A 25,192-nucleotide genomic window follows, 5' to 3' on the forward strand; every position below is an offset into this window, starting at 1 on the left:
GTTAGATAAAATAGATTTTTGGCCAACTAGAGCGGACTCAAACGAGACCCCGGCGAAAGTATATCCTATCGCGGACGAAAGTCCCGATATGGAAGAGGAACGCACCACCGTCCGGTCCGCGAACCGTTCGCCGACAGACGAGCGTCCGCGCGACGACGACCCGAACACGCTGATGAACGCCGTCGTCGGTGCCGTCGTGACCGTCGTGACCGCGCCTCTCCTGCCGTTCGCGGCCATCGCTGGCGGCGGGGTCGCGGGCTACCTCCAGAAGGGGGACCTCGGCGAGGGCGCGAAGGTCGGCGCAATCTCCGGCGCGATAGCGACGATTCCGGCGTTCCTGTTCGCGTGGGCAGTCGCCGGATTCCTCCTGCTCGGCGGCGAACCCCTGCTCGCGCTCAGCAGTATCTTCGCCATCTTTCTCTTCGTCGTCGTCGCGGTCTACCTCGTCGGTGCCGGGGCGCTCGGCGGGGCGCTCGGCGCGTACCTCCGGAAGGAACTGTAGAGCGACTCGGACGACGGCCGGTCCGGACGTGCTACTTTTAAGGTCGCGTGCCGACATCCTTCCGGTAAGAGTGCCCGACGCCGACGCCGGGAGGGAACTGCCGCTGTCGCCCGAGTCGCTCGACAGCGGCGCGAACGTCCTCGTCGCCGGGGAACCGCTGACCAGAAAGCGCGCGGTGATGCTGGACCTGATGGAGACGCCGGACCGCGCGGCCATCCTCGCCACGACAAAACGGAGCGCCGCGCAGTTACAGCAGGCGTTCGACCGGCACCACGACGCCGAGGCGTGGAAACTCCGGTTCGTGGACTGCGTGAGTAAGAGCAGGTCGGTCGAAGCCGTACAGGAGACCGAGACGGTCCGGTACGTGGCCGACCCCGGCGACCTCACGGGTATCGGCATCGAACTCTCGGGGTTCATGCAGGACTTCTACCACGACGAGGCGGTCGAACGCGCCCGACTCGGCTTCGACTCGCTGTCGCCGGTCCTGATGTACGCCGACGTGCGTCGGGTCTACCAGTTCCTCCACGTCATCACGGGTCGAATCGCCAGTTCGGGCTTTACGGGCGTCTTCACGCTCGATACGGTCGGCGGCGAGCGAGAAATCACCCAGCGACTGATGCAGGTGTTCGACGCGCTGGTGGAGGTTCGAGAGACCGAGGACGCCACGGAGTTGCGTGTCCGGGGGGGCGACTTCGGCCCGCGGACGTGGACCGAGTTCTGAGCCTACTCGTCTTGAAGATGCTGTTTCGCCAAGTCCACGATTGGCGACTCGCGCCGGTCGAAGACGAACGCCAGCCCCGACCACTCGCGGTACGGGAAGTGGGCGACCTGCACGTTCTCGTACCACCGAATCGTGGCGTCCAGCGTCCCGAAGTCGAACAGCGGTCGCTCGCGCGGCGGGTCGCCGAGACCCTTCATCACGATGGTCTCGATGCGGTCTTCGAGTTCGGGGTCGGTGTACTGCTCGCGCACGTCCTCGCGGATGAACAGCACGTCCGACTCGTCGCCGCTGAACCGGACCGCGAGGCGAAGCGGGGCGTTCGTCTGGTCTCGGAGTTGGTCGATGAGACCCCGGATGTCGGCGTTCACGTCCTCCAAGTCGTCGGAAATCTCGTCGAGTTCCTCGTCCAAGTTCTCCTGTGGTTCCTGTGGGGCGTCCACCATGTCGTTGGACGAACTGAAACGGGGTCGGAGTATAACAGTTGTTGAAACTGGCGGTGGCGCGGAGCGGTCGGCGAGACAGAAATGGACTTCACGCAGGAGTCCGAACCCCGAACCATGCACGACGAACGTTCCCGCGAGTTGTACGACCGGGCGCTCTCGGTCCTGCCCGGCGGCGTGAACTCCCCGGTCCGGGCCGTCCGACCGTACCCCTTCTTCGTGGAACGCGGCGACGGCGCGCACGTCGTAGACGCCGACGGCAACAAGTACATCGACTACGTGATGGGCTACGGTCCCCTGCTTCTGGGTCACGGCCTGCCACAGGAAGTCGAGTCGAGGATTCAGTCCCAACTCTCGGACGGGCCGATGTACGGCGCGCCGACCGAAGTCGAAGTCGAACTCGCCGAGTTCATCGCCCGGCACGTCCAGAGCGTCGAGATGGTTCGGTTCGTCAACAGTGGCACCGAGGCGACCACCTCCGCGGTCCGACTCGCCCGGGGCTACACCGGCCGGGACAAAATCGTCGTCATGCAGGGCGGCTACCACGGCGCACAGGAATCGACGCTCGTGGAGGGTAAGACCGGCGGCACCGGGTCGCCGAGTTCGTCCGGGATTCCCGACGCTTTCGCCGAGGAGACCATCACCGTGCCGTTCAACGACGAGCGGGCGGTCCGCGAGGTGTTCGAGGAACGCGGCGACGAAATCGCGGCAGTCCTCGCGGAACCGATTCTGGGCAACTGCGCGTCGGTGGGTCCGGTCGAAGGCTACCTCGACACCCTGCGAGAAGTGACCGACGACCACGGCGCGCTCCTCGTCTTCGACGAGGTGATGACGGGGTTCCGCGTCGGCGGCCTCCAGTGCGCCCAAGGCAAGTTCGGCGTCACGCCCGATTTGACCACCTTCGCCAAGGTCATCGGCGGCGGCTTCCCGGTCGGCGCTATCGGCGGTCCGGCCGAAATCATGGAGTCGTTCACGCCCACGGGCGACGTGTTCCAAGCCGGGACCTACTCGGGTCACCCGCTGTCGCTGACCGCCGGACTGGAGATGCTCCGGTACGCCGCCGAGAACGACGTGTACGACCACCTCGCCGACCTCGGCGACCAGTTGCGCTCGGGGCTGGCCGACATCCTCGAAGACGAAGCGCCGGAGTACACCGTCACGGGCTACGACAGCATGTTCAAAGTCGTGTTCACCCGCGACGGCCCACGGGACCTGTCGGGCCAGTGTGAGGCCGGGTGCCGACAGGACCCCGACTGTCCGCGGTTCGACTACTGCCCGAAGAGCAAGGCCGACGTGAGCGCCGCCGAGACCGAGCGGTGGGAACGACTGTTCTGGCCCGCGATGAAAGAACAGGGCGTCTTCCTGACCGCCAACCAGTACGAATCGCAGTTCCTCAGCTACGCCCACACCGACGAGGACGTGGAGAAGACGCTGGAAGCCTACAAAGAAGTGCTGTAGCGCGACCCGAGACCGCAGGTCTCGGGTCTACGGCCCGGAGTAGTCCACTTTCCCCTCCTCCTCGCTGGTCTCTATCGAGTAGAGTCGCGCGTACGGGAGGTGGAGATACCCGCCGTCTTCGAGTTGGACGCGGACCCCGTGGACCTTCCCCGAGTCCGAAATCTTCTCGGTCTCGACTTCGACCGTTTCGACCCCCTCGGGGTCGTCGTAGGTGATTCGCGCCATCCCCCTCGTAGTGGGACCGCCGTTTCAATAAGGATGGTCCCGGAACCGACTGGCGCGAGTCGGTGGGCATCTGCCCGCCGACTCGCGCGACCGCATGCGACACCGGTTTAGGGTCTGCGCCCCGAACTGCGACCATGAGCAGTGAACGGGCGAACAGCGGACGCGTCCGACGACGCCGCTCGCACCACTGGTACTGGGTGGCCGCCATCCCCGCCGCGTTCCTCCTCTGGGTGGCGAGTCTCGCGTGGCTAGCGCTGGCCGCCTCGTGGGAGGCGTTCGGGTTCGGCGGGAGTACGGTCGAACTCTCGCTGGTCGCGCTCGGGGTTCCGTTCGTCTTCCTGACGGCCTACTTCCCGCTGGCGGTCTACCGGGACGCCGACTACGTGAACCGGACCAGCGGGAAGTGGGCACCCGACCCGAGAACGCAGGCGCTGAAGGCCGGACTCGGACTCGCCGTCCTCGCCGTCGTCGGAATCGGCGCGCTGGTGTTCGACTTCCCCCCGTCGTGGCCCGTCGTCGCCGGGTTCGTCGTCAGCGTCCCCTTCGCGTCGTACTACATCTACCAGCGCCACGAGAAGGTCGGGACGCCCTGAGAGAACAGTCAGTAAATCGGTTCGACCGCGACGTGTGCGTGTTGGAGGTAGGGACGTTTCGTGTGGTTAAAACGACAATCACCGCGTGACGTGTTGGAAAACGGAATTTAGTTATCGAAGGCGATGTCGATTAACTCCCACTCCAACTCGGCCAATTTCTTGGCCGCGGCATTGTTTTTGTTGATTTTGTACTGCTTGCTACCGCCACGCTCTCGCGTCTGCTTCACGACACCGAGGTCGGTTAAGTCTTCGATGTGACGATACACTGTATTCCGACTGACGCCAGCCATCTCTGCGATTTCGGTGATATTGTGGTCCCACTCGGGGTCGGCCAAGAAAGCGGTCAAGATTTTCACTTTCGGACCGTCACCGAGCAACTCGGTTAACGCCGCTCCATCGGCGTAGGGTTCCTCTTCTTCGGATGGTTTACAATTACTGTTGGCACTCATGTTCACGCGAGTCCGTCTAGTTTATCCACAGACGAGATTTCCATCTGGCTATTCGTGATTGTGGCTTGCATCTGGATTATCGGTCTCTTACCTAAACAGGCAAGAGCACATGTTATGTTCTCACCCACACACACATAGTGTTTGTGGTAAAGTACACTACTGTTCATCTTCGAACTGGTATTGTTACTCTAACGTAACACTATTAAATAGCCCGCGAATACCCTCAAGTGGCCGCATGAGTTTGCCGACTGACGAACGAGAAACAGCGGCCCGAATCGTCAAGCGTCTCCTCAGTAAGGGTGTATGGGGAAGTCATCACAAACAACCCCAGACGATAGCGGGATGGTTCGCCACTCACGAACGCGGCAACGTGAAGGAGATCATCGGCGAAATGGTCTCCGACCGAGACGTTCCTCTCCGTCAAAAGGGGCGAGGAACAGTCCAACTCACGTCGAAGCAAGACGGTGAGAACTACCTCACTGATAACGGCTTCGAACCGCCTAGTAGGTGGTGAGCGACTCTCGACCCTGAGAGGCGCACTCAGCTATCCTTAATTCTTACTGGCCCAGTTTTCCGGGGACATTCAGATTACAGAGGCAGTACCTACCACGTCAAGGTTTCGTGCCAGTCTCGAAAACGAACAAGTGTTTCAACCTCCGTCGCCGACTCTCTCACATGAGCAAACACGGGACGGAGATACGCCTCGCGACGCGGGGTTCGGACCTCGCGCTACGGCAGGCGGCCGAGGTCAAGGCCGCCTTGGAGGACCGGCGACTCGCGGTCGAACTCGTCGAGGTAGAGACGACCGGCGACGAGATTCAGGACGAACTCATCCACCGCCTCGGCAAGACCGGCGCGTTCGTCCGGAGTCTGGACGAGAAGGTGCTGGACGGCGAGTTGGACGGCGCGATTCACTCGATGAAGGACATGCCCACCGACAACCCCGAGAACTTGGTGGTCGCGGGCATCCCCGAACGCGCCAGCGCCAACGACGTGCTGGTCACGCCCGACGGCAAGGAGTTGGACGAACTCCCCGAGGGAGCGACGGTCGGCACGTCGAGTCTCCGGCGAAAGGCCCAGTTGCTGAACTACCGCGACGACCTGAACGTCGAACCCCTCCGGGGGAACGTGGACACCCGCGCCGAGAAGTTGCTCGCGCCCGCGCTTCAGCAGGAACACGAGGCCCGGACCGAGGCCGAGAAGGAAAAGCAGTCGAACAAGGCCAGAGAGCAGAAGGGCCACACGGTCGATTACGACGCCGAGTTCGACCGGACCGTCGAGGAGTGGTTCAACGACCTCGCGGAAATCGAGCGCCGGGCGCTGGAGCGGGAGGTCGAAACCGACTACGACGCCATCGTCCTCGCGCAGGCCGGACTCGAACGGAGCGGACTCGCCCACCACCTCGAATACGTCGAACTCCCGAGTAGCGAGTTCGTCCCCGCGCCCGGTCAGGGTGCGCTCGCGGTGACTGCGCTCGACGGCGAACTCGCGGGCGACATCAACACGGTGCTGGACCACCCGCGGACGCGGGTCGAGACCACCGTCGAGCGGACGATTCTTGCGGAGTTGGGCGGCGGGTGCGTCGCGCCCATCGGCGTCCACGGCCTGATTCAGGGCGAGAGCGTCCACGTGGACGTGCAAGTGTTCTCCCAAGACGGCCAAGAGGTCATCGAAGCCAGTCGGGACGTGCCCGTCGAGAATCACGTCTCGGCCGCGAAAGAGGTCGCCGCCGACCTCGCCGAGAAGGGGGCCGCAGACCTCATCGAGGCCGCGAAAGCCGACACCGACGAACCGCGCGAGGCCAAGCGCGAAGGGGAGACGAGCGAGGAATGACCGGCGACGGGGAGAGCGGACGAGACGCGACGAACCGAGACGTTAGAGTCGCCGTCTTCCGGCCGGACGACGAGCGACTCGCCGAGGCCGAGCGACTGCTGGACTCGCTCGGTGCCGAAATCGTCGCGGACCCGATGCTCGAAGTCCGGCCGACCGGCGAGGAACCCCGCGAGGGCGACTACGTGGTGTTGACGAGCAAGACCGGCGTCGAACTCGCGTCCGAGGCCGGATGGGAACCGGGAGACGCCACCGTCTGCGCCATCGGCGAGAGTACGGCCGACGCGCTCCGAGAGGCGGGGTACGAGGTGGACCTCGTGCCCGAGGAGTACACCTCGGCCGGACTGGTCGAAGCCCTCGGCGACGAGGTGGCGGGCCAGCGAGTCGAAGTCGCCCGGAGCGACCACGGGAGCGCGGTCCTGACCGACGGTCTGGCGGACGCGGGAGCGGACGTAAATGAGACTGTGCTATATCAATTGGTCCGTCCGGAGGGGTCGGGCGACTCGGCGACTCTCGCGGCGGAGGGCGGTCTCGACGCGGCGGTCTTCACCTCGTCGCTGACGGTGGTCCACTTCTTGGAGGCCGCCGACGAGCGCGGAGTCCGGGCGGAAGCGATTTCGGGCCTGAACGACGCCGTGGTCGGCGCGATTGGCGACCCGACCCGCGAGACGGCCGAGTCCGAGGGCATCGAGGTTGACGTGGTGCCCGAGGTGGCCGACTTCGAGAAACTGGCGTGTGCGGCCGTGGAAGCGGCCGCGCCGACGTACCACGAGTAGTCGGACGAAAGCGGCCGAGGTCGCTACGGTCGCGGCGTATCCGTGTTACGGTCGCGGCGTATCTGTGTACTTCAACCTCGGCGCGCGGTCGCGGTGCGGTCGCGGTCTTCATTGGTTCAAGCCCGAAGCTAGCGCCTCGGCTTCCGGTTCGTTCCCTCTAGAAGCGGTTGTTCGGGGGTTCGACCCGAAGTAGCGTCCCGACACCGCCGCCGGTCGCAGTCGCTACACCCACCGTTTCTCGGCGAGCGACCTTTCCGACGCGAGCGCCAACTCGACGCCGAAACCGTGACCGACGCCATCGTCCGCTGTCCGACCCACGGGTACGTCACCGTCGCCGACAGCGCCGACCCGAGGTGTCCCGACTGCGGGGCCGACGCCGAGCGAGTCCTCTCGGGCGAGCGGAGACGCCGCCTCTCGAAGTTCGTCAGCGGCGCGCTCCGGCACTTCCCCGACGACGCCGGTCTGGAACTAGACCGACGCGGGTGGGCCGACTACGACGCCCTCGAAGCGGCGGTCGGCCGGAAGTACGACTGGGCCGACGCCGAGGACCTCGCGGCCGTGGTCGCCACGGACCCGAAAGGTCGGTTCGAGCGGAGCGAAGCGGACGGAAACGGGAAGATTCGCGCCGCCTACGGCCACTCGGTGGACGTGACGCTGGAAGCGGAGAGCGAGGGAGGCGGCGACGTGCCGGACCGACTCTACCACGGCACCGACCCCGAGAATCTGGACGCGATTCTCGCCGAAGGTCTGAAACCGATGGGCCGCCGTGAAGTCCACCTCTCGGGGAGTCGCGCGACGGCCCGCGAAGTCGGCAGTCGCCACGCCGCGGACCCGGTGGTCCTCGCAATCGACGCCGCCGCGATGGTCGCGGACGGCCTGCGAATCTCGAAGCGCGGCGCGGAGACCCACACCGCCGACGAGGTGCCGCCGGAGTATCTGGACGTTCTAAGCTAACCATACGTTTCCTTTACAATTATAAATATTGCTTTTAAAATTGCATATCATTCCCAATCGAAGAGACCGAGACGCGGAACTTTATAAGTAATAGCGACTTACCTCACGCTGAATGGCTTCCGCTGGTCCCGTTCCCGCCCTCGCAGACCGCGCCGCCGCGTGCGCCGACCGATTGCGGGACGCCGACGAGGTGTTGCTCGCCTCCCACATCGACGCCGACGGACTCACGAGCGCCGCAATCGCATCGCGGGCGCTCGAACGCGCGGGCATCCCGTTCGAGACAGTCTTCAGCAAGCAGTTGGACGCCGAGGAAATCGCGTCAATCGCGGCGACTGACTACGAGACGGTGCTTTTCACCGACTTCGGGAGCGGCCAGTTAGACATCATCGCCGACCACGAAGCGGCGGGCGACTTCACGCCCGTCGTCGCCGACCACCACCAACCGGCGGACGCGGACACCACATTTCATTTGAATCCGCTCCTGTTCGATGTGGACGGGTCGTCGGAACTCTCGGGAGCTGGCGCGGCGTACGTCCTCGCGCGCGCGTTGGAACCCGAAGGGACCGACAACCGCGACTTGGCGGCGCTCGCAGTCGTCGGCGCGGTCGGCGACATGCAGACCGTAGACGGCGAACTCGTCGGCGCGAACCAGTCCATCGTCGCCGAGGGCGAGGCGGCGGGCGTCGTGGAGACGACCACCGACCTCACGATGTACGGCAAGCAGACCCGACCGCTCCCCAAGATGCTGGAGTACGCAAGCGACACATACATCCCCGGCGTCACCAACGACGAGAACGGTGCCCTCAGATTTCTGGACGGTCTCGACCTGACGCTAAAAGACGACGAGGGCGACTGGCGGTGTTGGGTGGACCTGACTCAGGGCGAACGCCAGACCGTCGTGAAGGGACTGGTCGAGAGAGCCAGCGACCGAGGCGTCAGCGCCGGGCGAATCAACGACCTGTTCGGCACGGCATACGTCCTCACCGACGAGGACGAGGGTACGGAACTCCGGGACGTGAGCGAGTTCTCGACCCTACTGAACGCGACGGCGCGCTACGAGCGCGCCGACGTGGGTCTCGCAGTCTGTCTCGGCAACCGCGAGGGTGCGCTCGAACGCGCCGAGGAACTACTCCGGAACCACCGCACGAACCTCTCGAAGGGTCTCCAGTTCGTCAAGAGCGAGGGCGTCACCGAAGAGCGACACCTCCAGTGGTTCCACGCCGGGGACGAAATCCGCGAGACCATCGTCGGCATCGTCGCGGGGATGGCAGTCGGTGCCGAGGGCGTCGAACGGGGGAACCCCATCGTCGCGTTCGCCGAGAAGACCGACGGCGACGGCGAACCGACCGAAGTGAAAGTCTCCGCTCGCGCTACACCTTCGCTCACGGACCGAGGTCTGGACCTCTCGGTCGTGATGCGCGAGGCGTCACAGGCGGTCGGCGGCGACGGCGGCGGCCACAACGTCGCCGCGGGCGCGACGGTACCGAAGGGGACCGAAGACGAGTTCGTCGAGTACGCCGACGAACTCGTCGCCGAGCAACTGTCGGAGTGAGTAACGAGGTTCTCGAAATCCGTGGAGGGCGTTCGACCGCTTCGCCGAGCGACGGCCACGTTCAGCGACGAGGCGGGGAGCGACGAACCCCGACATCGACTCTATTGTGGTCACGGCCGTCGGCGGACCGAGCGCCGACGCGATACTGACCGAATCTACCGACGAGCGGCGAAGAAGCAATTTCGTATATCGTTATCTAGTTTACATCGGGGTCCGCCGTGGGGCGAGTTCCGGCGTCGTCGCCGGAACTCGCCGGACGACCGGCCGACTTTTATTCGCGCTCGCCCAACTCCGGCACATGAGCGACTTCGACCCCGAGAAGTTCGAGGACAAGTACGCCCACTACTTCAACGAACTCCAGAAGGCGTACAAGGACGCCTTCAACCACCTCAACGAGAAGTACGACTCGGAACTCATCCACGCCATCGACCAGCAGATTCTGAACGAGTCCGAACCCTTCTACGAGGGCGACGGCGAGTTCCGCGTCGAACTCCCCGAGAACCCCACCGAGCGCGTGCAGGGAATCGTCGTCGCCGACGAGAAACTCGAAGAGATGCTCGACATCTACGTCGCGGAAATCGAGACGGAACTCCGGCGCGTGTTCGGCTTCGAAGAGTGAGACCGCGGGGGCGGCCGACGGAATCGGAACTCCGGTAGGTACTCGAAGTCCGCTACGTCGCGCCGACGCCGGTATCGGGAGACACGTTCAGCTTTATTGGGACCGAGTAGAGTGAACGAATCATGGTAACGAATTACGAAATTAGCGATTCTTTCGCCGAAGAATACAGGGATACGGAGGAAAAGCAGTCGTATCCGACCCTCTCTTTCGTGATTCCGGTCAACAGCGACCCGCAGGTCGAACAGACGGTGCGGTCGATTCTGGACGCCGGGTACGATAACTGCGAGATAATCGTCGCAATCACGCCGACCACTGGGGAGACGATGGCTCTTCTCGAAGACTTACAGGAGGAGACCGACCTGTTGGAAGTCTACACCCAAGAGGAGTATCGGACGCCCGGCGGGAACCGCAACCGCGGCATCGAGGAAGCGACTGGCGATGTCGTCGTCTTCGCCGACTCGGACGTGACAATCGGCCCGCTGTTCCCGTGGAAAGTCGCGTACCTCTTCGAGTACTCGTCGGTCGATTATCTGGGGTTCTCGGTCGATTTAGAGGTCCAAGACGGCGAGAAGAACCTGTTCAACTGGTACGACAAGCACGTCCGATTCCCGGTGGAGTTCTACATGAACTACGCGCTGTTCTGCCCGACGCTCTGTCTGGCCGTCCGGGACGAACTCGTGGAAGACATCCAGTTCGAACCGTGGATACTCTCGGGCGAGGACATGGTGTTCGGGAAGCTAGCCGCCTACAAGAACTACGAGTTCGGCTTCTGTGACGACGCGGTGGTGAAACACCCGACGCGGAACACGTTCGAGGACATCGTGGGCGTCGGGGAGAAGACCGGGCGAGGTGCCTACCAGATGTACGCCCATCTCCCGGTGGACGTGTTCGAGACCGAATCTCGGCTACTGACCGCGAAGGCGTACACTCCCCGGTCGTTCGAGTATCTGAGCGACATCTGCGACGACTGGGACGAGTTACAGACCTACGAGAAGGTGCTGATTTGGCTCGTCTCCTATATCGAAATCCTCGCGCGGACGTGGGGGTACGCGCTACAGGCGAAAGACGACTTCAAGCACCGAGTCACGCAGTAGCGCCTATCACGAGTCGGACTCGCGTCGGGCCGCTTCGACGGTTCGTCGGAGTCCGTCGCGCCACGAGGTAGTCGGTTTCCAGTCGAGTAGCTCGGCGGCGTGCGACGGGTCGCCAACGAGATGGGACGCGGTTTGCTCGCACTCGGCGGCGTGGTCGTACGTCGGCCGAGCGTCCGCGCCGACGAGTTCGTAGATGTCGCCGACCATCTCCCCGGCGGTCATCCCGGTTCCGCCACAGACGTTGAACAGCATCCAGTCGTCGTCCGCGAGTCGGATGGTCGCGTTCAGCAGGGCATCAACGGCGTCCCCGACGAATACCGGGTCCCGTACGTGGTCCGTACATCGGACGCGAAACGACTCGTCTTCGAGTGCCGACGCGATGGCCGACGGTATCAAGCCGCCCGCGGGCGTCTGTCGCGGGCCGTAGACGAGAAACGGGACCGCGACTGCCACGGACAGGCCCTCATTCTCCGAGTACGACCGAGCGAGACGTTCCCCGGAGCGTTTCGAGGCGTCGTAGAGAGACGAGGCGGCGACCGGGTGTGACTCCGTTTTCGCGGTTCGCGTGTCGGCGTATCGGTAGGCGGAACTCGTGAACACGACGCCTTCGGCGTCGTGTTCGACTGCCTTCTCGAAGACGTTCTTCGTGCCCGTGACGTTCGTCTCGACCACCCCGGCGCTCTCGCCTCGGGAAGTCGTCTTGGCCGCGAGGTGATAGACGTACTCCGGTCGGGCCTCCCGAAAGCAGGTGTCGAGGAACTGCTCGTCGGTAACGTCGCCGACGTACCGGCGGTGGGGCGACTCCGGGAGCGATTGGGACGGTTCGCTGTGGTGAATCGAGTGGACTTCCGCGCCGACGCTAGACAGACGACTGGCGACGTGTCCGCCGAAAAATCCGCCCGCTCCGGTGACGAGGACCGTCCGCGACGAGAGTTCGTCGCCGACGCTCATTCGAGGCGGTCTTCGTACCACTGGGCGGTCCGTCCGAGACCGTCTTCGAGACTCGTCTCCGGTCGCCAGTCGAGCGACTGCTCGGCTTTCTCGGCGTCCACTCGCTGGTGGGTGATGTGGCCCTCGGCGGTCCCTTTCACCACCGGTTCGAGGTCGTCTTTCCCCATCACGTCGCCGACGAGCGAGACGAGTTCGAGGACGCTCGTCCCGGTTCCCGTCCCGAAGTTGAACGCCTCGCCAGCGACCGACCGGTTCTGCCGTCCGAGCGTCCGGTACGCGCTCACGGCGTCGTCGATGTAGAGATAGTCGCGCGTCGGCGACCCGTCGGACCGAATCACGGGCGCTTCGTCGTCCAGATACTTCCGTATCGTGCCGGGGACGATTCGACTGAAGTTCAGGTCGCCGGGACCGTAGATGTTGGAGCATCGCGTGACCGTGACCGGAACGTCGTAACTCGTGTGGTAGGTCCGGGCGATGCGGTCGGCGGCCATCTTCGAGACGGAGTAGGGCGCGTCCGGGGTGAGCGCCGTGTCCTCGGTGTAGGGCGGGTTCTCCATCGGCCCGTACGCCTTGTCGCTGGAGGCGACGACCACGCCGTCGGAGACGCCCTCGGACTCCCGAACCACGTCGAGGACGTTCCACGTCCCCTCGACGTTCGTGGAGAACGCTCGGGTCGGGTCGGCCTTCGCGTCGCCCACCAGCGACTCCGCGGCGAGGTGGTAAACGAGGTCGAAATCGTAGTCTGCGAACAGCGATTCGATGCTCTCGCGGTCTCGAACGTCGAGAATCTCGAAGTCGAGGCGGTCGCTCTCGGTGTTCAAGTCGCGTTCGGCGGGCACGGTGTCGATGTCGGTAGCGACCACGGTCGCACCGCGGGATTCGAGGTCCGACGCCAGATGCGCTCCGACGAACCCGGCGGCCCCCGTGACCAGCACCGTCTCGTCTCGCCAAAAGCTCATGGTTCACCTCCGAGCCACGGAAGGTCGTCTTTTTCGGTCGAAATTTTCCGGACTTTATCCAACCCCTTCCGGGTATCGACACCCTTGAAGAATCCGTCGTGGCGGTAGATGCCGAGTTCGCCTCGGTCCGCGAGTTCGTTGAGCGTGTCCTGTTCGAGTTCCCGGTCGGCCGACAGGGAGTCGAACACAGTCGTCTCGAAGACGAAGAATCCCACGTTGATGCGCTTGGAGGTGAGCGGTTTCTCCTGCACCGCCGAAACGCTGTCGCCGTCGGTTTCGAGGACGCCGAACGAACTCGGGGCTTTGACGCCCGTGACGGTTCCGACAGTCCCGTTCTCCTCGTGGTGTTCGACCAACTGCTCGACGTTCACGTCGGCCAGTCCGTCGCCGTAGGTCAGCAGGAATCGGTCGGCGTCGATGTGGTCTCGGACTTGGAGCAGTCGTTCGGACTTGCTGGTTTCGAGACCGGTGTCCACGAGCGTCACGTCCCAGTCGTTCGAACCGACGCCGCGGAACGTAGACGCCGAGGACAGTTCGACGCTCCCGCCGTCGGTGTACTCCCCCGCCAGTCCGCCGAAGTACTGCTCGAACGCCTCGCTCTTGTAGCCCAGACAGAGCACGAAGTCGTCGAACCCGTGCCGGGAGAAGTTCTCCATGATGTGATGGACGATTGGGTTCCCGTCGATTTCCAAGAGAGGTTTCGGCGTCTCGTCGGTCAACGGCCGAAGCCTTCGCCCTCTCCCCCCGCAGAGAAGAACGACAGGTAAGTCCGAATGTTTACGATTGGCCTCCGTTTCCGTCATATTGATGCAATAGATAGCAGGACAATTTTAACTCTTTCGGAGAATTGTATAATTTCCAACTCGGATAGCTGTCGTTTCGGAGAGAAGATTAGTCCGTAGGCGGGTCGCGTTCCGGTCGCTCGTCTCGAATCCAGTTCCGACCGCCGGTCACGAGTTCCGGCGTTCGGGGGCGAGCGAACCGTATTTTTCCCGGTCGTTCGTACCGAAACTACTTATGATACGGGTCGTAGACGAGCAAGTGTGACTCGGAACGACCTCCCACCAATCGGACTCGGGACTGCCGGAAACGTCGGCCACGAGCAGTGTGCAGAGACGGTTCGGATGGGTCTCGAAGCGGGGTACCGACACGTCGATACGGCGCAGATGTACGACAACGAGGCGGCGGTCGGCGACGGACTCGACGCCGCAGATGTCCCCCGGTCGGAGGTGTCCGTCGCGACCAAAGTCCACCCCGAAAATCTGGGGTACGAGGCGGTTCACCGCTCGGCGGCCGAGAGCGCGGACCGCCTCGGCGTCGATACCATCGACGTGTTGTACGTCCACTGGCCCGCGGGTGCCTACCACCCCGAGGAGACGCTCCGGGCGTTCGACGAGTTGTTCGAGGAGGGCGCGATTGGCGGGGTCGGTCTCTGCAACTTCACCGCTCCGTTGCTCCGGGAGGCGTTGGACCGACTCGACGCGCCGGTCGTCGCCCACCAAGTCGAGTGCCACCCGCTCCTGCCCCAAGACCGCCTCTACGCGTTCTCCCGGAAGTACGACCACGCGCTCGTCGCGTACGCTCCGCTCGCCCAGACGATGATTTTCGACCACCCGGCCGTCGAGTCGATTGCGGCCGAACGCGACCTGACGCCAGCGCAGGTGTGTCTGGCGTGGCTTCACGGCCGAGAAGGAGTCGTCCCGATTCCGAAATCGACCGGACGCGACCACCTCGAAGAGAACTTCGCGTCCCTCGATGTCGAGTTGCCGCCGAGCGCGCGCCAGCGACTGGACGGCATCGAGGCGAGAGCGCGGGTCATCGACCCGCATTACGCGCCGTGGAAGTGAGTCACTTCGCGGCGACGACGAACTTCTCGTCTGACTGCTCGGACCCCATCTCGTTCCGGCGTCGGTGAAGCGTCGATACCTCGAAACCGCACTCCGAGAGCGTCTCGCAGATGCTGTCGGCGGTTTCGTCGCCGAAAATCTTCCCCTCGTGGAGTTCCAGATAGACGCGGCGACACTCGTCGTCGCGGAGGGTCGCTTCGAGACCCTCGATTACGTACCCCTCCGCGCCCTCAACGTCGATTTTGAGTACGCTCGGCGTCCCGTCGAGGTACCTCGAAATCATCTCGTCGCCGTCGAGCATCGGCACCGTGACCTCCCCCTCGCCGAGCGACGCCATGTCGTCGATTCCGTCTAGCGTGTCGGCGTCCATCTGGGTCACTCGCTCGCCGTCGCCCATCGCAAACGGGAGCGTCTCCCAGTCGTCGCAGTTCAGTTCGAGGTTCTTCCGGGCCTTCACGACGTTCTGTTGTATCGGTTCGACGGCCACGGCGCTCGCGCCGACGGTTCCGGCGACGGCGGCGTAGATACCCACGTTCGCTCCGACATCGAGAAACGAATCGTCCGCGGAGACGTGAGACACGATGTCCTCCAGAACTGGGGCCTCGGTGCTGTGCATGTAGCCGATAATCCGGAGTTCGTCCAGCGAAGAGATGTGATACGTGACGGACTCCCCACCGACCTCGAAACTGTACTCGGCTTCGTCCGACGCCACGAAACGTTCAAATCCCATACTCGGCGTAAACAAGTGGGTACATTAAAAACCACTGCGTGTCGGTGAGGCGACACTACTCGGGGAAGTAGCCGAGTTCTCGGAGTCGTTCGGCGACTGCGCCGTCAACGTCTCTCCCGTCGGGTCGGGAAGTCTTCTCTCTCCCTTCGAATCGGGCGTGAATCTCGGCCGGGTCGAGTCGCTTCTCCGTCCACGCGTTCTGGGCGTCACGAACCGTGACGAGAGCGCCCCGGTTTCTCGACGCGACTCGTTTTTCGACCCCTCGCTCGCCGTCCGTGTAGATTGCGCGCCACGGGCCGATGTAGTCGCTCACGTCCGCGTCGAACTGGTCTCTGTCCTCCTCGCGCAACCGATACGTCGAACTGAACACCGGGCCGTCCGTGACGAAGGAACTGCTGTCGGCGGTGCCGTCTACGGTCTCCGCGACGACGCGGGGGAAGTCGGTCAGCGAGACGACTCGCTCTACGACTTCCGATTCGGTCTGGCCCGGATAGCGAACGACGAGGGGAACGTGGGTCAGACACTCGTGGATGCCCCAGTTGTGGTCGGCGAGTCGAACCGCGGGTTCGACTCGACTCCGCTCGCCGAACCCTTCGCCGTGGTCGCTCGTGACGACGACCAGCGTGTCGTCCAGCGCGTTTCGGCGTTTCAGCGTCTCGACTATCTCCCGGACCGCGTGGTCGCTCTGGCGTATGCCGCCGTCGTAGAACGCTTCGAGCGTGTCGAGTTCGCCCCACGCGCGTCCCCCGGCGTACTGCGGAGCGATTGGGTCGCCGTAGACTTCGTTTGCGACGTGGAGCATCGTCGGCGTCGTCCACCGGTCGTACTCGTCTTCGGGCGTGTACGGCCAGTGGGAGTCCATCAGGTTCAGACAAGCGGCCCACGGACCGTCCCGGTCTGCCTGCCAGTCGAGGAACGCTCTGGCGTATCGCTGTGCGGGTTGTCGCGGACCCTCGTCGTCGTCGGGTCTCTCGACCGTCTCGAAACACGCCGAGAGGTTCGAGGACTTGGAGACGATGAGGTTCGGCGTGAACAGACCGGTCGAGTAGCCGTCTCCCTGTAGGGTCTTCCACACCGTCCGGTCTACGTCGATGTTCGCGTCGATTTCGAGCGCCTGATGTTCCTCGATGGTCTCTCCCGTGAACAGACTGACGTGGCTCGTGATGCTGTGGATGCTCGGCGAACGCGCCTGCGTGTACGTCGTCGCGTCCTCGGCGAACGTTTCGAGAAACGGGGTCGTCTCGTTGTCGTGTCCGTACAAACTCACGTTCTCGGCTCTGGTGCTGTCGAGAACGACCAGAAGGACGTTGGGGTTCATCGTGCGTCTCTCTGCCGAGTCCGGCATTAATGTTTTTCCCCTATAATATATGAATCGGAAGTCTCTACTGTGAGTGAATCGGCGCGGCCGTAGTTAAGTCTCCAAGCCGATTCGCCGACGTTCGGTGAGTTTCGCCGGTTGGTCCCGAGTCAGTCATTTCTAATTTTAGTTCTAGCCACCGTTAAGTATTTATTCGAGCTAAGAAAGATGTGACTACTACGACGAACTATGAGCGACGTTGCAAGAGCGGTGTTTCGGGAGCGGGCACCACTCGTCGATTTGGACGAGTTCACGGAGATGATAGTCTCGGAAGTCGTGACCGACGAACTCCTCTCTAGGACCGAAAGTATCTGGCTAATCGGGAGTTTCACGAATCCGGGTAAGGAAATCGACACGAACAAGTTCGAGTGGAGCGACCTCGACGTGTACGTGGCCGTCTCGGATTGGGAGTTCTCGCAGGCCGCGACGAACATGCTCATCGCCGAACCGAGCGAACCGACGCCCAAAGGCGTGCCCACCGAACACGGTCCCGAGAAGTGGGACGACAGGTTGGCAGGTCCGAAGCGGTGGAACTGTAGCGTCACGGAAGCGTGGGAGCAGTTGCCCGAGTGCGCCAGAGAGACGATACGGAAGAGCGCACAGAAGGGGTTCTTCAGAAACCACGAGGAGTTCGAGAACCGGGAAGTGAGATACCTCGACCTCTTCGTCGGAAGCCGTGACCAACTCATGGGCCAACGAGAGCGAGGCCGTCAATCGAGGGCCGACGCGCTCCCCGGTTTCTGCATCTGGGAGAGTGACGAGTAGCGGCGCTGGTAGGCCTATTATTGATTTCTAGTGCTATAATATAAATATAGCAAGGAAAACTTTTTTATATGCATGTGAATTACTATCTTTCGCAATGAGTTCGAAAGAAAGCCCGGACTGGAAGTTCGACTTCACGAACGACGAGCTTGAAGACAAGACGATGAGCAATGCGGATTTCTCGAACACGTCTCTGGAATCCGAAGAAGAGACCACCCTGAACGATTCGCCGTTCTCGAACACCTCCCTGAAGTCCGACGACCCGGACACGACCCGCGCCGCCACCGACTGGGCGAAGACGGGTTCGGACGACGAGAAGACCGTGCGCGCCGCGACCGCCGACTGGTCGAAGACCGACGACGACCCTGAGACGGTTCGCGCCGCGACCGCCGACTGGTCGAAGGCCGACGACCCTGAGACGGTTCGCGCCGCGACCGCCGACTGGTCGAAGGCCGACGACGACCCTGAGACGGTTCGCGCCGCGACCGCCGACTGGTCGAAGACCGACGACGAACCCGAGACCGTGCGCGCCGCGACCGCCGACTGGTCGAAGGCCGACGACGCCTAGAGACGCGGGTCGGAGCGGCAGATTCCGAAGCGTAGAAAGCGAAGGCCCGCGCTCTAGCGGGCGTTCGTAATTTCTCACCGCTGCACGAGCAGTGCCGTCAGGGTCGCAGGTTCGGGCATCGAAGAACTCGCAGTCCGGTCGATTCGAGTGCTAGACTTCCCGTCGGAGACGGGTTTACGCGCTGATTTTCTCTTTGTTGTAGATGTAGAGACCTTGGAGGTACCCCAGCGTGTACGCACACAGTTGCAGGAACCGGAACGCCCACCGGCGCAACGACACTCCTTCAGACGAGTTCAGTTCCCCGAGCGTCGGCCGCTTCGAGAGCAGTTGCCGCCACTTCACCCACGGAGTGTAGTGGTTCCGATACGCCTCCTCCGAGTACTCCTTGACGTAGTGGTCGCCCGTCCCGAAGTACTGGAATCGCTTCAGATTGTCCGCGAGCGTCACCGGATAGCGATGGCGGACCCGGATGGTGCGGTCCATCACGAAACCGGCACCGAGGTCGGTGATTCGCTTGCGCAACAGGTTGTCTTCGGCCACGTCCGCGTAGCGCGATTCGGTGTTGAAACCGCCGATGCTCTCGTACACGTCCTTCCGGTAGACGAGATTCCGACTGTCGGCCTGCCCCGCCCGAAATCGGGACTTGTCCCGATTGCTCTCGTATCTGGTGTACCAGTTCCTGTCGGGCGGGTAGTCCAAGTAGTAGGCACCCTGTATCGCGCCCGGAAACCAGTGTTTCTTGATGGACCGATGTATGGATTCGACCCAGTTGTCCTCGGCAACGCAGTCGGAGTCGATACTGACGATGTACTCGTTTTCCGCCGCCTCGATGCCCGCGTCCCGTTTCCCGGTTATCGTCACCGCGTCCGTCGTGAGGACGCGCAGTGGGTCCCAGTCCATCGACCGGAGTCGCCGCACCGTCTCGCGGTCGTCGGCCGGACAGCAGACGAGACATTCGAACTCGATGTGGTCCTCGGGATACCGCCGATAGAACCGTTCGACCGACTCCCGAATGGAATCGACCATCTCGGCGGTCTGGTCGGGGCGCTTGTACGTCGAGTTCACCACGGACAGCGAGACCGGTCGCTCGTACTCGGCGACCATCGACCGAACGTCGGCGAACGCCTCGGAGTGGAAACTCCACGTGTAAATCGCGGGCAGGTCGCGCACGTCGTCGGCCAACGGTTCCGACGGGATGGTCGTCACGTCCTCAACGGGCGGCCGTATCGGGTCGCCGTCGGCGAATCGAGCGACGACTTCCTCCGACGAGAGGCGTCCGGGGTTCCCCGGACGCCGAGAAGAGCGGGCGCGTCCCGCGGCGAGAAACTCGAGATTGCGGTCACTCGGTCGAGTTGCTCGAAGACCTGCTGGACTTTCCGGCTATCGACCAGCGACCGACCGGAAATCAAGACGACATCCTCCGCGACATCGAGTACCTCGCGGGCCGATTCGAGGACCGCCGCGTCGTCGTACTCGGCGGCGTCAAGCGCCGACCCCTCGTCGGCGAAGTGGACGAACAGGTCGTACGGTTCGTCGCCGTGTTCGTCCACGAGACCCGATAGCATCCGACGATAGAGTTCGTCGGCCCGAGACACCCCGAGTCGGTCTTCGAGGGACGAACTGGGTTCCGAACCGAGAATTACGACTGCTCTATCCATGTATCTCCGGATTTTAACCAAGCCACATAACGCCTACGATTCGTAAGTTAGAAGTGCGAATAGAATTGCCTTGTTATCGTGTTACCGTTCGGGGTTCGGACGCCGAGCCGTCGAGTCGCAGGCCGAACCCGCCGGTGTCGTCCGAGTCGATTCGAGTCATGAGCGCCCACGAGAGACCTATCGCTTATCTGTTGAACAGGTTCGTCGAGACGCGATGGAAGCAGTTCGGGGTCGGAATCGGCCTCCTCGTACTCGCGCTTTTCTTCCAGCGCGTTCCCGCGCTGATTATCGGGGTCGCGCTCGACTCCCTCCTCCTCGACAGAGGGACCTACGCGCTTCCGCTGGTCCCCTCGTCGTGGGTTCCGTCGTCCACCGAGGAGCAGGCACTCCTGACCGTCGGAACGCTCGGAATCGCTATCGTCGCCGAGAGCGCGCTGAAGTGGTACGGGCAACTCGTCTACGAGAAATCGACGCTCGAAACGCTCCACGAGATTCGGACGACGACCTACGCCACCGCGACCGGACTCTCGATGAGTTTCTACGACGAGCGAGAGAAAGGCGACGTGCTGAGCGTCTTAGCCGACGACGTGGACAACCTCAGCGACCTGTTCGCGGGAGTGCGCGATGGCGTTCTCTACGGCGGCGGCATCGTCAGCGCGTTCGCCGCCATGCTCCTGTTGAACTGGAATCTGGCGCTCGTCATCGCCGTCTTGCCGTTCGTCATCGCGGCGCTCGGCCGGGTGTACGCTTCGCTGTTGGAACCCCACCACGACGCGATTCGGGAGACAATCGGCACGATGAAAGGCCGCTTCCGGGACGCTATCGAGGGACTGAGTACGGTCAAGGCGTTCACGCGCGAACCCAAAGAGCGCGCCCGCGTCTCGAACGTCTCGGAGGGGTACAAGTCCGCGAAGTGGTCGGCCATCCGGCTTCGAATCGTCTACAATCGCGTCTCGTGGTTCGTCGCCGCCGTCGGCATCTGGGGCCTGTTCTACGTCGGCGGCCACTGGATTCTGTCGGGACCGCCCGCGTTCTTCACCGAGAGCCTGTCGCCCGGGACGTTGCTGACGTTCATCATGTACACCTTCTCGTTTCTGGACCCGACGCGGCGTCTCGCCGTCGAAGTGATAAACAAGTACGAGAGCGCGCGAGCGTCGAGCAAGCGCGTCGTGGAGATTCTGCGAAACACCGACCGACTCGAAGAAGGTGACGGCGACGCCGAAGCGTTGACCGTGACCCGTGGGCGCGTCAAGTACGACGAGGTTTGCTTTTCGTACCCCGGAGCCGAAGACCGGACGCTCGAAGACGTGTCGTTCGCCACCGACGACGGGGAGTTCGTCGGCATCGTCGGTTCGACCGGCGCGGGAAAATCGACGCTGATGAAGCTTCTGTTCCGGTTCTACGACGCCGACTCGGGCACCGTCAGCATCGACGGAACGGACGTGACCGACGTGGACGCCGCGAGCCTCAGAGACCGAATCGGCTACGTCAGCCAAGACCCCTTCCTCTTCCACGGCACGGTCCGGGAGAACGTCGCGTACGCCACCCCGTCCGTGTCCCACGAGGAGGTTGTCACGGCCGCCAAGCGCGCCGGTGCCCACGAGTTCGTCCAGCAGTTGGACGACGGCTACGACACCCAGATAGGCGAACGCGGCGCGACCCTCTCGGGCGGTCAGCGCCAGCGTCTCGCCATCGCTCGCGCAATCGTTGACGACCCGCCAATCCTCGTCTTCGACGAGGCGACCAGTCACGTGGACAACGAGACGGAAGTCGAGATTCAGCGGAGTCTGCTATCGATGTCCGAGGACCGAACGGTGTTCGCCATCGCCCACCGCCTCTCGACGGTCCGGAGCGCCGACCGCATCTTGGTGATGGACGACGGCCGACTCGTGGAGGAGGGAACCCACGAGCGGCTGGTCGAACGCGACGGGACTTACGCGAAACTCTGGCGCATCCAGACCGGCGAGATTGCGGCGACCCGGATGGGCGACCCGCGGGAGGTGAACCGATGACCGACGAGACGCTCGGCGGGATGTCCGACCGCGAGTACCCGCTCGTCGGGTTGGTGCGCGAGTTCGGCGCGTCCGAGATTCACCACTTGGTGGCCGCCGTCCTCGCCCGAACAGTCTCTACGTTCCTGAGTTTCGCGGACGTGTTCCTCATCGGTCTCGGAATCGACGCGCTGTTCAACGGCCGGGAGTTCGCGATTCCGCTGTTGCCCTCGGCGTGGGTCCCGTCCGAACCCCTCCCGTTGCTGGCGTTCATCACCGGACTGATGTTCGGCCTGAACGTCCTCACGAACCTCACGCTGTTCGTCGCCCAGTACGGGTTCGGCGTCTTCACACAGCGGATACTCCACCAGATTCGGGTCGCCAAGTTCGACACCGCCCAGCGACTCGAACTCGGTTTCTTCGAGGAGAATCGGACGGGCAACATCATCAGCGTCCTGAACGACGACGTGAACGAACTCGACGGGTTCCTCAATACGGTTCTGAGCGCCGCAATCTGGATTTCGATGACGGTCGTCAGCGCGTTCGTCTACATGTCGGCGTTAAACTGGCAACTCGCGCTACTCGTCCTCGCTTCCGCGCCGGTCGTCGCTGGCGTCAACTACTGGTTCTCGCGCCGACTCGAACCGCTCAAAGACGAGGTTCGGACCGAGCGCGGGGCGCTGAACGCCCGCCTCGAAACGAACCTGAGCGGCATCGACGTTATCAAGTCGTTCACGGCGGAGGAACACGAGCGCAAGCGCGTCGAAGACGCGTCGCTCGACTACTTCGACGCGCGCCTCGGGAGTCGGCGGCGGGCGGTCCAACAGAGTCCGGCCAACCGCCTCATCATGGGCGTCTGGTTGGTGGCGACGCTCTCGCTCGGCATCTACTGGATTGTCGTGGAACCACCGCTTTTCTTTTCCGGGACGCTGACCGCCGGGCAACTCGTGCCGTTTCTGTTCTACATGGAGCGGTTGACCCTCCCGCTGAAGAACCTGAGCGGGGTCATCGACGGCTACAAGTCGGCGAAAGCGTCCGCGAAGCGAATAGACGGTCTCACGAGCATCGACGGGCGACTCGAAGGCGACTCGGGCGACGAGTTGGTAATCGACGGCGGCCGGGTCGAGTTCGAGAACGTCGAGTTCGGCTATCCGGGGACCGAACAGCGAGTCTTCGACGGCATCAGTTTCGCCGCCGAGTCCGAGGAGACTATCGGTCTCGTCGGGTCGACGGGCGCGGGCAAATCGACGCTGGTCAAGTGCCTGTTGCGGTTCCACGAGGTGGACGACGGTCGAATCACTATCGACGGACAGGACGTTCGGAACGTCTCGCTGGAGGACCTCCGAGACGCCATCGGGTACGTGAATCAGGACGCCTACCTCTTCGACGGGACGATTCGGGACAACATCGCGTACGGCGCGTCCGACGCCTCGGACACCTCGGACGTGCCCGACGAGCGAATCGAAGCGGCCGCAAAGACCGCCGGAGCCCACAGGTTCGTCACGGAACTGCCCGACGGGTACGAGACGCAGGTCGGGGACCGAGGAACCTCGCTGTCGGGCGGCCAGCGCCAGCGTCTCGCCATCGCTCGCGCAATCGTTGACGACCCGCCAATCCTCGTCTTCGACGAGGCAACCAGTCACGTGGACAACGAGACGGAGTTAGTGCTTCAGGAGAAACTCGACGAACTCACCGAAGACCGGACGACGTTCATCATCGCCCACAGACTCTCGACGGTCCGGGGTGCCGACGAGATTCTGGTCCTCGAAGACGGCAGTATCGCCGAGCGAGGGACTCACGAGCGACTGGTCGAACGCGACGGGACCTACGCGACCCTCTGGAACGTGCAGGTCGGCAATCTCGACGCGCTGTCGTCGCTCGGCGAGGCCACGACCGACGACTGAGACGCGGGAACCGCCGGGACGAGGCTACTCCTCGAAGGGGTTCGTGACGTGTTCGCGGTCGTCGAGTCGCGAGGCCACGTCTACGGTAGTCCCCTCCTCCCACGACTCCCGAATCGCGGCGCGGAGTTCCGCGAGGACCACGCCGACTTCGCCGGAAATCGTCGGTTGCGTCCCCGAAACCGTCGCTTCCACGAAGTCACGGAGTTTCGACATGGTGGGGTTGTCCGAGGAGACGCCCTCGAAGGACGTTTCGTACGTCGGGCGTCCGTCGCGGACGATGCGAAGCGACGAGACGGACTCGGCGCGCCGGTCGGACTCGTACTGGAGGCGTCCGCGACTGCCCCAGATGGAGAGATGTTCGTCCGACGAGAGGTCGGTACTCTCGCCGCAGACTCCGGCGCTCACCGTCACGATTTGGTCGCCCGTCTCGATTTGCATCGAGAGCGCGGTGTTCACGTCTATCGACTCCCCCCGGTCGTCGGCAGTGACCGCCACCTGCGTCGGCGTGCCTTCAAGCAACCACAGGAGCTTTTCGAGCATGTGCGACCCGGTGTCGAAGACGAGTCCGCCGCCGGACAGCTCGGGGTCGGTCCGCCACGACTCGGCGCTGGTTGCGAGCCAATTCTGCGCGAGGTGGCAACTCACCATCCGCGGGACGCCGATGTCGCCCGACATGAGACGACGCTTGGTCTCTTGAACCGGCGAGACGTACCGACGCTGATAGCCGACGCCGAGCGGACACTCCTGTTCGTTAGCGGCTTCGACCAGTTTCTCCGCCTTGTCGGGGTCCACGGTCAGGGGTTTCTCCACGAACGTCGCCACGCCCGCTTCGAGCGTGGTCAACGCCTGTTCGAAGTGAGCGGTGTGGGGAGTGACGATAGACACCGCGTCGATGGGCAGGTCGTCTACGACCTCCTCCACCGATTCGTAGGCGGGCGCTCGGAACTCGCTCTCGAACTGTTCGCGCGCGGAGGCGTCCACGTCCACGCCAGCGACGAGCGAAACGCCGTCCATCTTGCTGTATCCGATAGCGTGTTGCTGACCCATCCGTCCCAAACCGACGACTGCAACTTGTACGGCCATACCGAGTTTTCTTCTATCCCGCGGACTTAAATCCTTTTAGAGTATTCGGTTCTAAAAACTGAGGAATTCCGGACCCTCGACGAAGCAAGCGTGACGCCGTAAATTCCAAAGCAGAGACGGGGCGCGTTCGATTCTCCGATACCGATAAATTAAAAAAGACGAATTGGCT

26 protein-coding genes are annotated in these 25,192 nt (G+C 63.3%); 15 read left to right on the top strand and 11 right to left on the bottom strand.

Annotated elements, in window-relative coordinates:
* Nucleotides 1-88 precede the first annotated feature (88 nt).
* Nucleotides 89-502, top strand: a complete 414-nt coding sequence (locus tag P2T60_RS15145) for a DUF5518 domain-containing protein (protein WP_276280076.1) — start codon at nt 89-91, stop codon at nt 500-502.
* 70 nt (nt 503-572) lie between these two features.
* The gene (locus P2T60_RS15150) at nt 573-1,223 is read left to right on the top strand and encodes a DUF7504 family protein (protein WP_276280077.1); all 651 of its coding nucleotides are present in this window, start codon (nt 573-575) and stop codon (nt 1,221-1,223) included.
* A gap of 2 nt (nt 1,224-1,225) precedes the next feature.
* Here the strand turns inward: P2T60_RS15150 and P2T60_RS15155 are convergent, their stop codons facing one another.
* On the bottom strand, nt 1,226-1,666 hold the full coding sequence (locus P2T60_RS15155; protein ID WP_276280078.1) for a DUF7522 family protein: 441 nt from the start codon (nt 1,664-1,666) through the stop codon (nt 1,226-1,228).
* Nucleotides 1,667-1,780: 114 nt separating this feature from the next.
* Here P2T60_RS15155 and hemL point away from each other — a divergent pair, with 114 nt between their 5' ends.
* Nucleotides 1,781-3,121, top strand: coding sequence for a glutamate-1-semialdehyde 2,1-aminomutase (gene hemL / locus P2T60_RS15160; RefSeq protein ID WP_276280079.1), 1,341 nt, complete (start codon nt 1,781-1,783; stop codon nt 3,119-3,121).
* A 27-nt stretch (nt 3,122-3,148) separates the two neighbouring features.
* On the opposite strand, the gene P2T60_RS15165 is transcribed toward hemL, so the two are convergent.
* Entirely contained in the window at nt 3,149-3,346 is a 198-nt protein-coding gene (locus tag P2T60_RS15165; protein ID WP_276280080.1) for a hypothetical protein, read from the bottom strand.
* Between the two features lie 134 nt (nt 3,347-3,480).
* Here P2T60_RS15165 and P2T60_RS15170 point away from each other — a divergent pair, with 134 nt between their 5' ends.
* Nucleotides 3,481-3,939 (top strand): hypothetical protein, encoded by a 459-nt coding sequence (locus tag P2T60_RS15170; RefSeq protein WP_276280081.1) that lies wholly within the window; start codon nt 3,481-3,483, stop codon nt 3,937-3,939.
* Nucleotides 3,940-4,046: 107 nt separating this feature from the next.
* Here P2T60_RS15170 and P2T60_RS15175 read toward each other — a convergent pair whose 3' ends face one another.
* Nucleotides 4,047-4,388 carry a winged helix-turn-helix domain-containing protein gene (locus tag P2T60_RS15175; protein WP_276280082.1) on the bottom strand — a complete coding sequence of 114 codons (342 nt, stop codon included), beginning with the start codon at nt 4,386-4,388 and terminating at the stop codon, nt 4,047-4,049.
* Nucleotides 4,389-5,063: 675 nt separating this feature from the next.
* Between P2T60_RS15175 and hemC the strand changes: the two genes are divergently transcribed.
* The 6 genes from hemC to P2T60_RS15205 all read left to right on the top strand — a co-directional run bounded on the left by hemC (nt 5,064) and on the right by P2T60_RS15205 (nt 11,213).
* Nucleotides 5,064-6,221: a hydroxymethylbilane synthase gene (gene hemC / locus P2T60_RS15180; RefSeq protein ID WP_276280083.1), complete on the top strand. Its 1,158-nt coding sequence runs from the start codon at nt 5,064-5,066 to the stop codon at nt 6,219-6,221.
* Nucleotides 6,218-6,994 carry a uroporphyrinogen-III synthase gene (locus P2T60_RS15185; RefSeq protein WP_382210208.1) on the top strand — a complete coding sequence of 259 codons (777 nt, stop codon included), beginning with the start codon at nt 6,218-6,220 and terminating at the stop codon, nt 6,992-6,994. The genes hemC and P2T60_RS15185 overlap by 4 nt, the downstream gene beginning before the upstream one ends.
* Nucleotides 6,995-7,279: 285 nt before the next feature.
* On the top strand, nt 7,280-7,948 hold the full coding sequence (locus P2T60_RS15190) for an RNA 2'-phosphotransferase (RefSeq protein WP_276280084.1): 669 nt from the start codon (nt 7,280-7,282) through the stop codon (nt 7,946-7,948).
* Nucleotides 7,949-8,060: 112 nt separating this feature from the next.
* On the top strand, nt 8,061-9,500 hold the full coding sequence (locus P2T60_RS15195) for a RecJ family nuclease (protein WP_276280085.1): 1,440 nt from the start codon (nt 8,061-8,063) through the stop codon (nt 9,498-9,500).
* A gap of 298 nt (nt 9,501-9,798) precedes the next feature.
* Entirely contained in the window at nt 9,799-10,119 is a 321-nt protein-coding gene (locus P2T60_RS15200) for a DUF5783 family protein (RefSeq protein WP_276280086.1), read from the top strand.
* 122 nt (nt 10,120-10,241) lie between these two features.
* Complete coding sequence (locus P2T60_RS15205) at nt 10,242-11,213, top strand: glycosyltransferase family 2 protein (protein WP_276280087.1); 972 nt, start codon at nt 10,242-10,244, stop codon at nt 11,211-11,213.
* Between the two features lie 6 nt (nt 11,214-11,219).
* Here P2T60_RS15205 and P2T60_RS15210 read toward each other — a convergent pair whose 3' ends face one another.
* Genes P2T60_RS15210 through P2T60_RS15220 form a run of 3 tightly spaced genes read right to left on the bottom strand, consistent with a single transcriptional unit; the run spans nt 11,220 to nt 13,926 of the window.
* Nucleotides 11,220-12,164 carry an NAD-dependent epimerase/dehydratase family protein gene (locus P2T60_RS15210; RefSeq protein ID WP_276280088.1) on the bottom strand — a complete coding sequence of 315 codons (945 nt, stop codon included), beginning with the start codon at nt 12,162-12,164 and terminating at the stop codon, nt 11,220-11,222.
* On the bottom strand, nt 12,161-13,123 hold the full coding sequence (locus P2T60_RS15215; RefSeq protein WP_276280089.1) for an NAD-dependent epimerase/dehydratase family protein: 963 nt from the start codon (nt 13,121-13,123) through the stop codon (nt 12,161-12,163). The genes P2T60_RS15210 and P2T60_RS15215 overlap by 4 nt, the downstream gene beginning before the upstream one ends.
* Nucleotides 13,120-13,926, bottom strand: a complete 807-nt coding sequence (locus tag P2T60_RS15220; protein WP_420028686.1) for a sugar phosphate nucleotidyltransferase — start codon at nt 13,924-13,926, stop codon at nt 13,120-13,122. The genes P2T60_RS15215 and P2T60_RS15220 overlap by 4 nt, the downstream gene beginning before the upstream one ends.
* Nucleotides 13,927-14,166: 240 nt before the next feature.
* Here P2T60_RS15220 and P2T60_RS15225 point away from each other — a divergent pair, with 240 nt between their 5' ends.
* Nucleotides 14,167-14,970: an aldo/keto reductase gene (locus P2T60_RS15225; RefSeq protein ID WP_276280091.1), complete on the top strand. Its 804-nt coding sequence runs from the start codon at nt 14,167-14,169 to the stop codon at nt 14,968-14,970.
* Nucleotide 14,971: 1 nt separating this feature from the next.
* Here the strand turns inward: P2T60_RS15225 and P2T60_RS15230 are convergent, their stop codons facing one another.
* Together P2T60_RS15230 and P2T60_RS15235 are read right to left on the bottom strand one after the other, a co-directional pair.
* Nucleotides 14,972-15,700 (bottom strand): FkbM family methyltransferase, encoded by a 729-nt coding sequence (locus tag P2T60_RS15230; RefSeq protein WP_276280092.1) that lies wholly within the window; start codon nt 15,698-15,700, stop codon nt 14,972-14,974.
* 55 nt (nt 15,701-15,755) lie between these two features.
* Nucleotides 15,756-17,018: a sulfatase gene (locus P2T60_RS15235; RefSeq protein WP_276280093.1), complete on the bottom strand. Its 1,263-nt coding sequence runs from the start codon at nt 17,016-17,018 to the stop codon at nt 15,756-15,758.
* A gap of 228 nt (nt 17,019-17,246) precedes the next feature.
* Between P2T60_RS15235 and P2T60_RS15240 the strand changes: the two genes are divergently transcribed.
* Together P2T60_RS15240 and P2T60_RS15245 are read left to right on the top strand one after the other, a co-directional pair.
* On the top strand, nt 17,247-17,822 hold the full coding sequence (locus P2T60_RS15240; RefSeq protein WP_276280094.1) for a hypothetical protein: 576 nt from the start codon (nt 17,247-17,249) through the stop codon (nt 17,820-17,822).
* 94 nt (nt 17,823-17,916) lie between these two features.
* On the top strand, nt 17,917-18,387 hold the full coding sequence (locus P2T60_RS15245; RefSeq protein WP_276280095.1) for a hypothetical protein: 471 nt from the start codon (nt 17,917-17,919) through the stop codon (nt 18,385-18,387).
* A gap of 174 nt (nt 18,388-18,561) precedes the next feature.
* Here P2T60_RS15245 and P2T60_RS15250 read toward each other — a convergent pair whose 3' ends face one another.
* Nucleotides 18,562-19,593: a glycosyltransferase gene (locus P2T60_RS15250; RefSeq protein ID WP_276280096.1), complete on the bottom strand. Its 1,032-nt coding sequence runs from the start codon at nt 19,591-19,593 to the stop codon at nt 18,562-18,564.
* Complete coding sequence (locus tag P2T60_RS15255; protein ID WP_276280097.1) at nt 19,590-20,045, bottom strand: hypothetical protein; 456 nt, start codon at nt 20,043-20,045, stop codon at nt 19,590-19,592. The genes P2T60_RS15250 and P2T60_RS15255 overlap by 4 nt, the downstream gene beginning before the upstream one ends.
* A 158-nt stretch (nt 20,046-20,203) precedes the next feature.
* On the opposite strand from P2T60_RS15255, the gene P2T60_RS15260 reads away from it, so the two are divergent.
* A complete protein-coding gene (locus P2T60_RS15260) occupies nt 20,204-22,057 on the top strand; it encodes an ABC transporter ATP-binding protein (RefSeq protein ID WP_276280098.1) in 1,854 nt (617 codons plus the stop codon).
* Nucleotides 22,054-23,940 (top strand): ABC transporter ATP-binding protein, encoded by a 1,887-nt coding sequence (locus tag P2T60_RS15265; RefSeq protein ID WP_276280099.1) that lies wholly within the window; start codon nt 22,054-22,056, stop codon nt 23,938-23,940. Before P2T60_RS15260 ends, P2T60_RS15265 begins: the two co-directional genes overlap by 4 nt.
* A gap of 24 nt (nt 23,941-23,964) precedes the next feature.
* On the opposite strand, the gene P2T60_RS15270 is transcribed toward P2T60_RS15265, so the two are convergent.
* On the bottom strand, nt 23,965-25,023 hold the full coding sequence (locus P2T60_RS15270; protein WP_276280100.1) for a Gfo/Idh/MocA family protein: 1,059 nt from the start codon (nt 25,021-25,023) through the stop codon (nt 23,965-23,967).
* Nucleotides 25,024-25,192: the final 169 nt, after the last annotated feature.

Source organism: Halorussus caseinilyticus (genome assembly GCF_029338395.1).
Taxonomy (GTDB): domain Archaea; phylum Halobacteriota; class Halobacteria; order Halobacteriales; family Haladaptataceae; genus Halorussus; species Halorussus caseinilyticus.

Excerpts from the sequence above, each read along its gene's own strand:
- hemC (WP_276280083.1), top strand. The coding sequence starts at position 5,064 with ATGAGCAAACACGGGACGGAGATACGCCTCGCGACGCGGGGTTCGGAC.
- P2T60_RS15270 (WP_276280100.1), bottom strand. The coding sequence starts at position 25,023 with ATGGCCGTACAAGTTGCAGTCGTCGGTTTGGGACGGATGGGTCAGCAA.
- P2T60_RS15170 (WP_276280081.1), top strand. The coding sequence starts at position 3,481 with ATGAGCAGTGAACGGGCGAACAGCGGACGCGTCCGACGACGCCGCTCG.
- P2T60_RS15155 (WP_276280078.1), bottom strand. The coding sequence starts at position 1,666 with ATGGTGGACGCCCCACAGGAACCACAGGAGAACTTGGACGAGGAACTC.
- P2T60_RS15230 (WP_276280092.1), bottom strand. The coding sequence starts at position 15,700 with ATGGGATTTGAACGTTTCGTGGCGTCGGACGAAGCCGAGTACAGTTTC.
- P2T60_RS15235 (WP_276280093.1), bottom strand. The coding sequence starts at position 17,018 with ATGAACCCCAACGTCCTTCTGGTCGTTCTCGACAGCACCAGAGCCGAG.
- hemL (WP_276280079.1), top strand. The coding sequence starts at position 1,781 with ATGCACGACGAACGTTCCCGCGAGTTGTACGACCGGGCGCTCTCGGTC.
- P2T60_RS15210 (WP_276280088.1), bottom strand. The coding sequence starts at position 12,164 with ATGAGCGTCGGCGACGAACTCTCGTCGCGGACGGTCCTCGTCACCGGA.
- P2T60_RS15265 (WP_276280099.1), top strand. The coding sequence starts at position 22,054 with ATGACCGACGAGACGCTCGGCGGGATGTCCGACCGCGAGTACCCGCTC.
- P2T60_RS15205 (WP_276280087.1), top strand. The coding sequence starts at position 10,242 with ATGGTAACGAATTACGAAATTAGCGATTCTTTCGCCGAAGAATACAGG.
- P2T60_RS15215 (WP_276280089.1), bottom strand. The coding sequence starts at position 13,123 with ATGAGCTTTTGGCGAGACGAGACGGTGCTGGTCACGGGGGCCGCCGGG.
- P2T60_RS15185 (WP_382210208.1), top strand. The coding sequence starts at position 6,218 with ATGACCGGCGACGGGGAGAGCGGACGAGACGCGACGAACCGAGACGTT.
- P2T60_RS15145 (WP_276280076.1), top strand. The coding sequence starts at position 89 with ATGGAAGAGGAACGCACCACCGTCCGGTCCGCGAACCGTTCGCCGACA.
- P2T60_RS15245 (WP_276280095.1), top strand. The coding sequence starts at position 17,917 with ATGAGTTCGAAAGAAAGCCCGGACTGGAAGTTCGACTTCACGAACGAC.
- P2T60_RS15195 (WP_276280085.1), top strand. The coding sequence starts at position 8,061 with ATGGCTTCCGCTGGTCCCGTTCCCGCCCTCGCAGACCGCGCCGCCGCG.
- P2T60_RS15260 (WP_276280098.1), top strand. The coding sequence starts at position 20,204 with ATGAGCGCCCACGAGAGACCTATCGCTTATCTGTTGAACAGGTTCGTC.
- P2T60_RS15255 (WP_276280097.1), bottom strand. The coding sequence starts at position 20,045 with ATGGATAGAGCAGTCGTAATTCTCGGTTCGGAACCCAGTTCGTCCCTC.
- P2T60_RS15175 (WP_276280082.1), bottom strand. The coding sequence starts at position 4,388 with ATGAGTGCCAACAGTAATTGTAAACCATCCGAAGAAGAGGAACCCTAC.
- P2T60_RS15200 (WP_276280086.1), top strand. The coding sequence starts at position 9,799 with ATGAGCGACTTCGACCCCGAGAAGTTCGAGGACAAGTACGCCCACTAC.
- P2T60_RS15220 (WP_420028686.1), bottom strand. The coding sequence starts at position 13,926 with ATGACGGAAACGGAGGCCAATCGTAAACATTCGGACTTACCTGTCGTT.
- P2T60_RS15240 (WP_276280094.1), top strand. The coding sequence starts at position 17,247 with ATGAGCGACGTTGCAAGAGCGGTGTTTCGGGAGCGGGCACCACTCGTC.
- P2T60_RS15165 (WP_276280080.1), bottom strand. The coding sequence starts at position 3,346 with ATGGCGCGAATCACCTACGACGACCCCGAGGGGGTCGAAACGGTCGAA.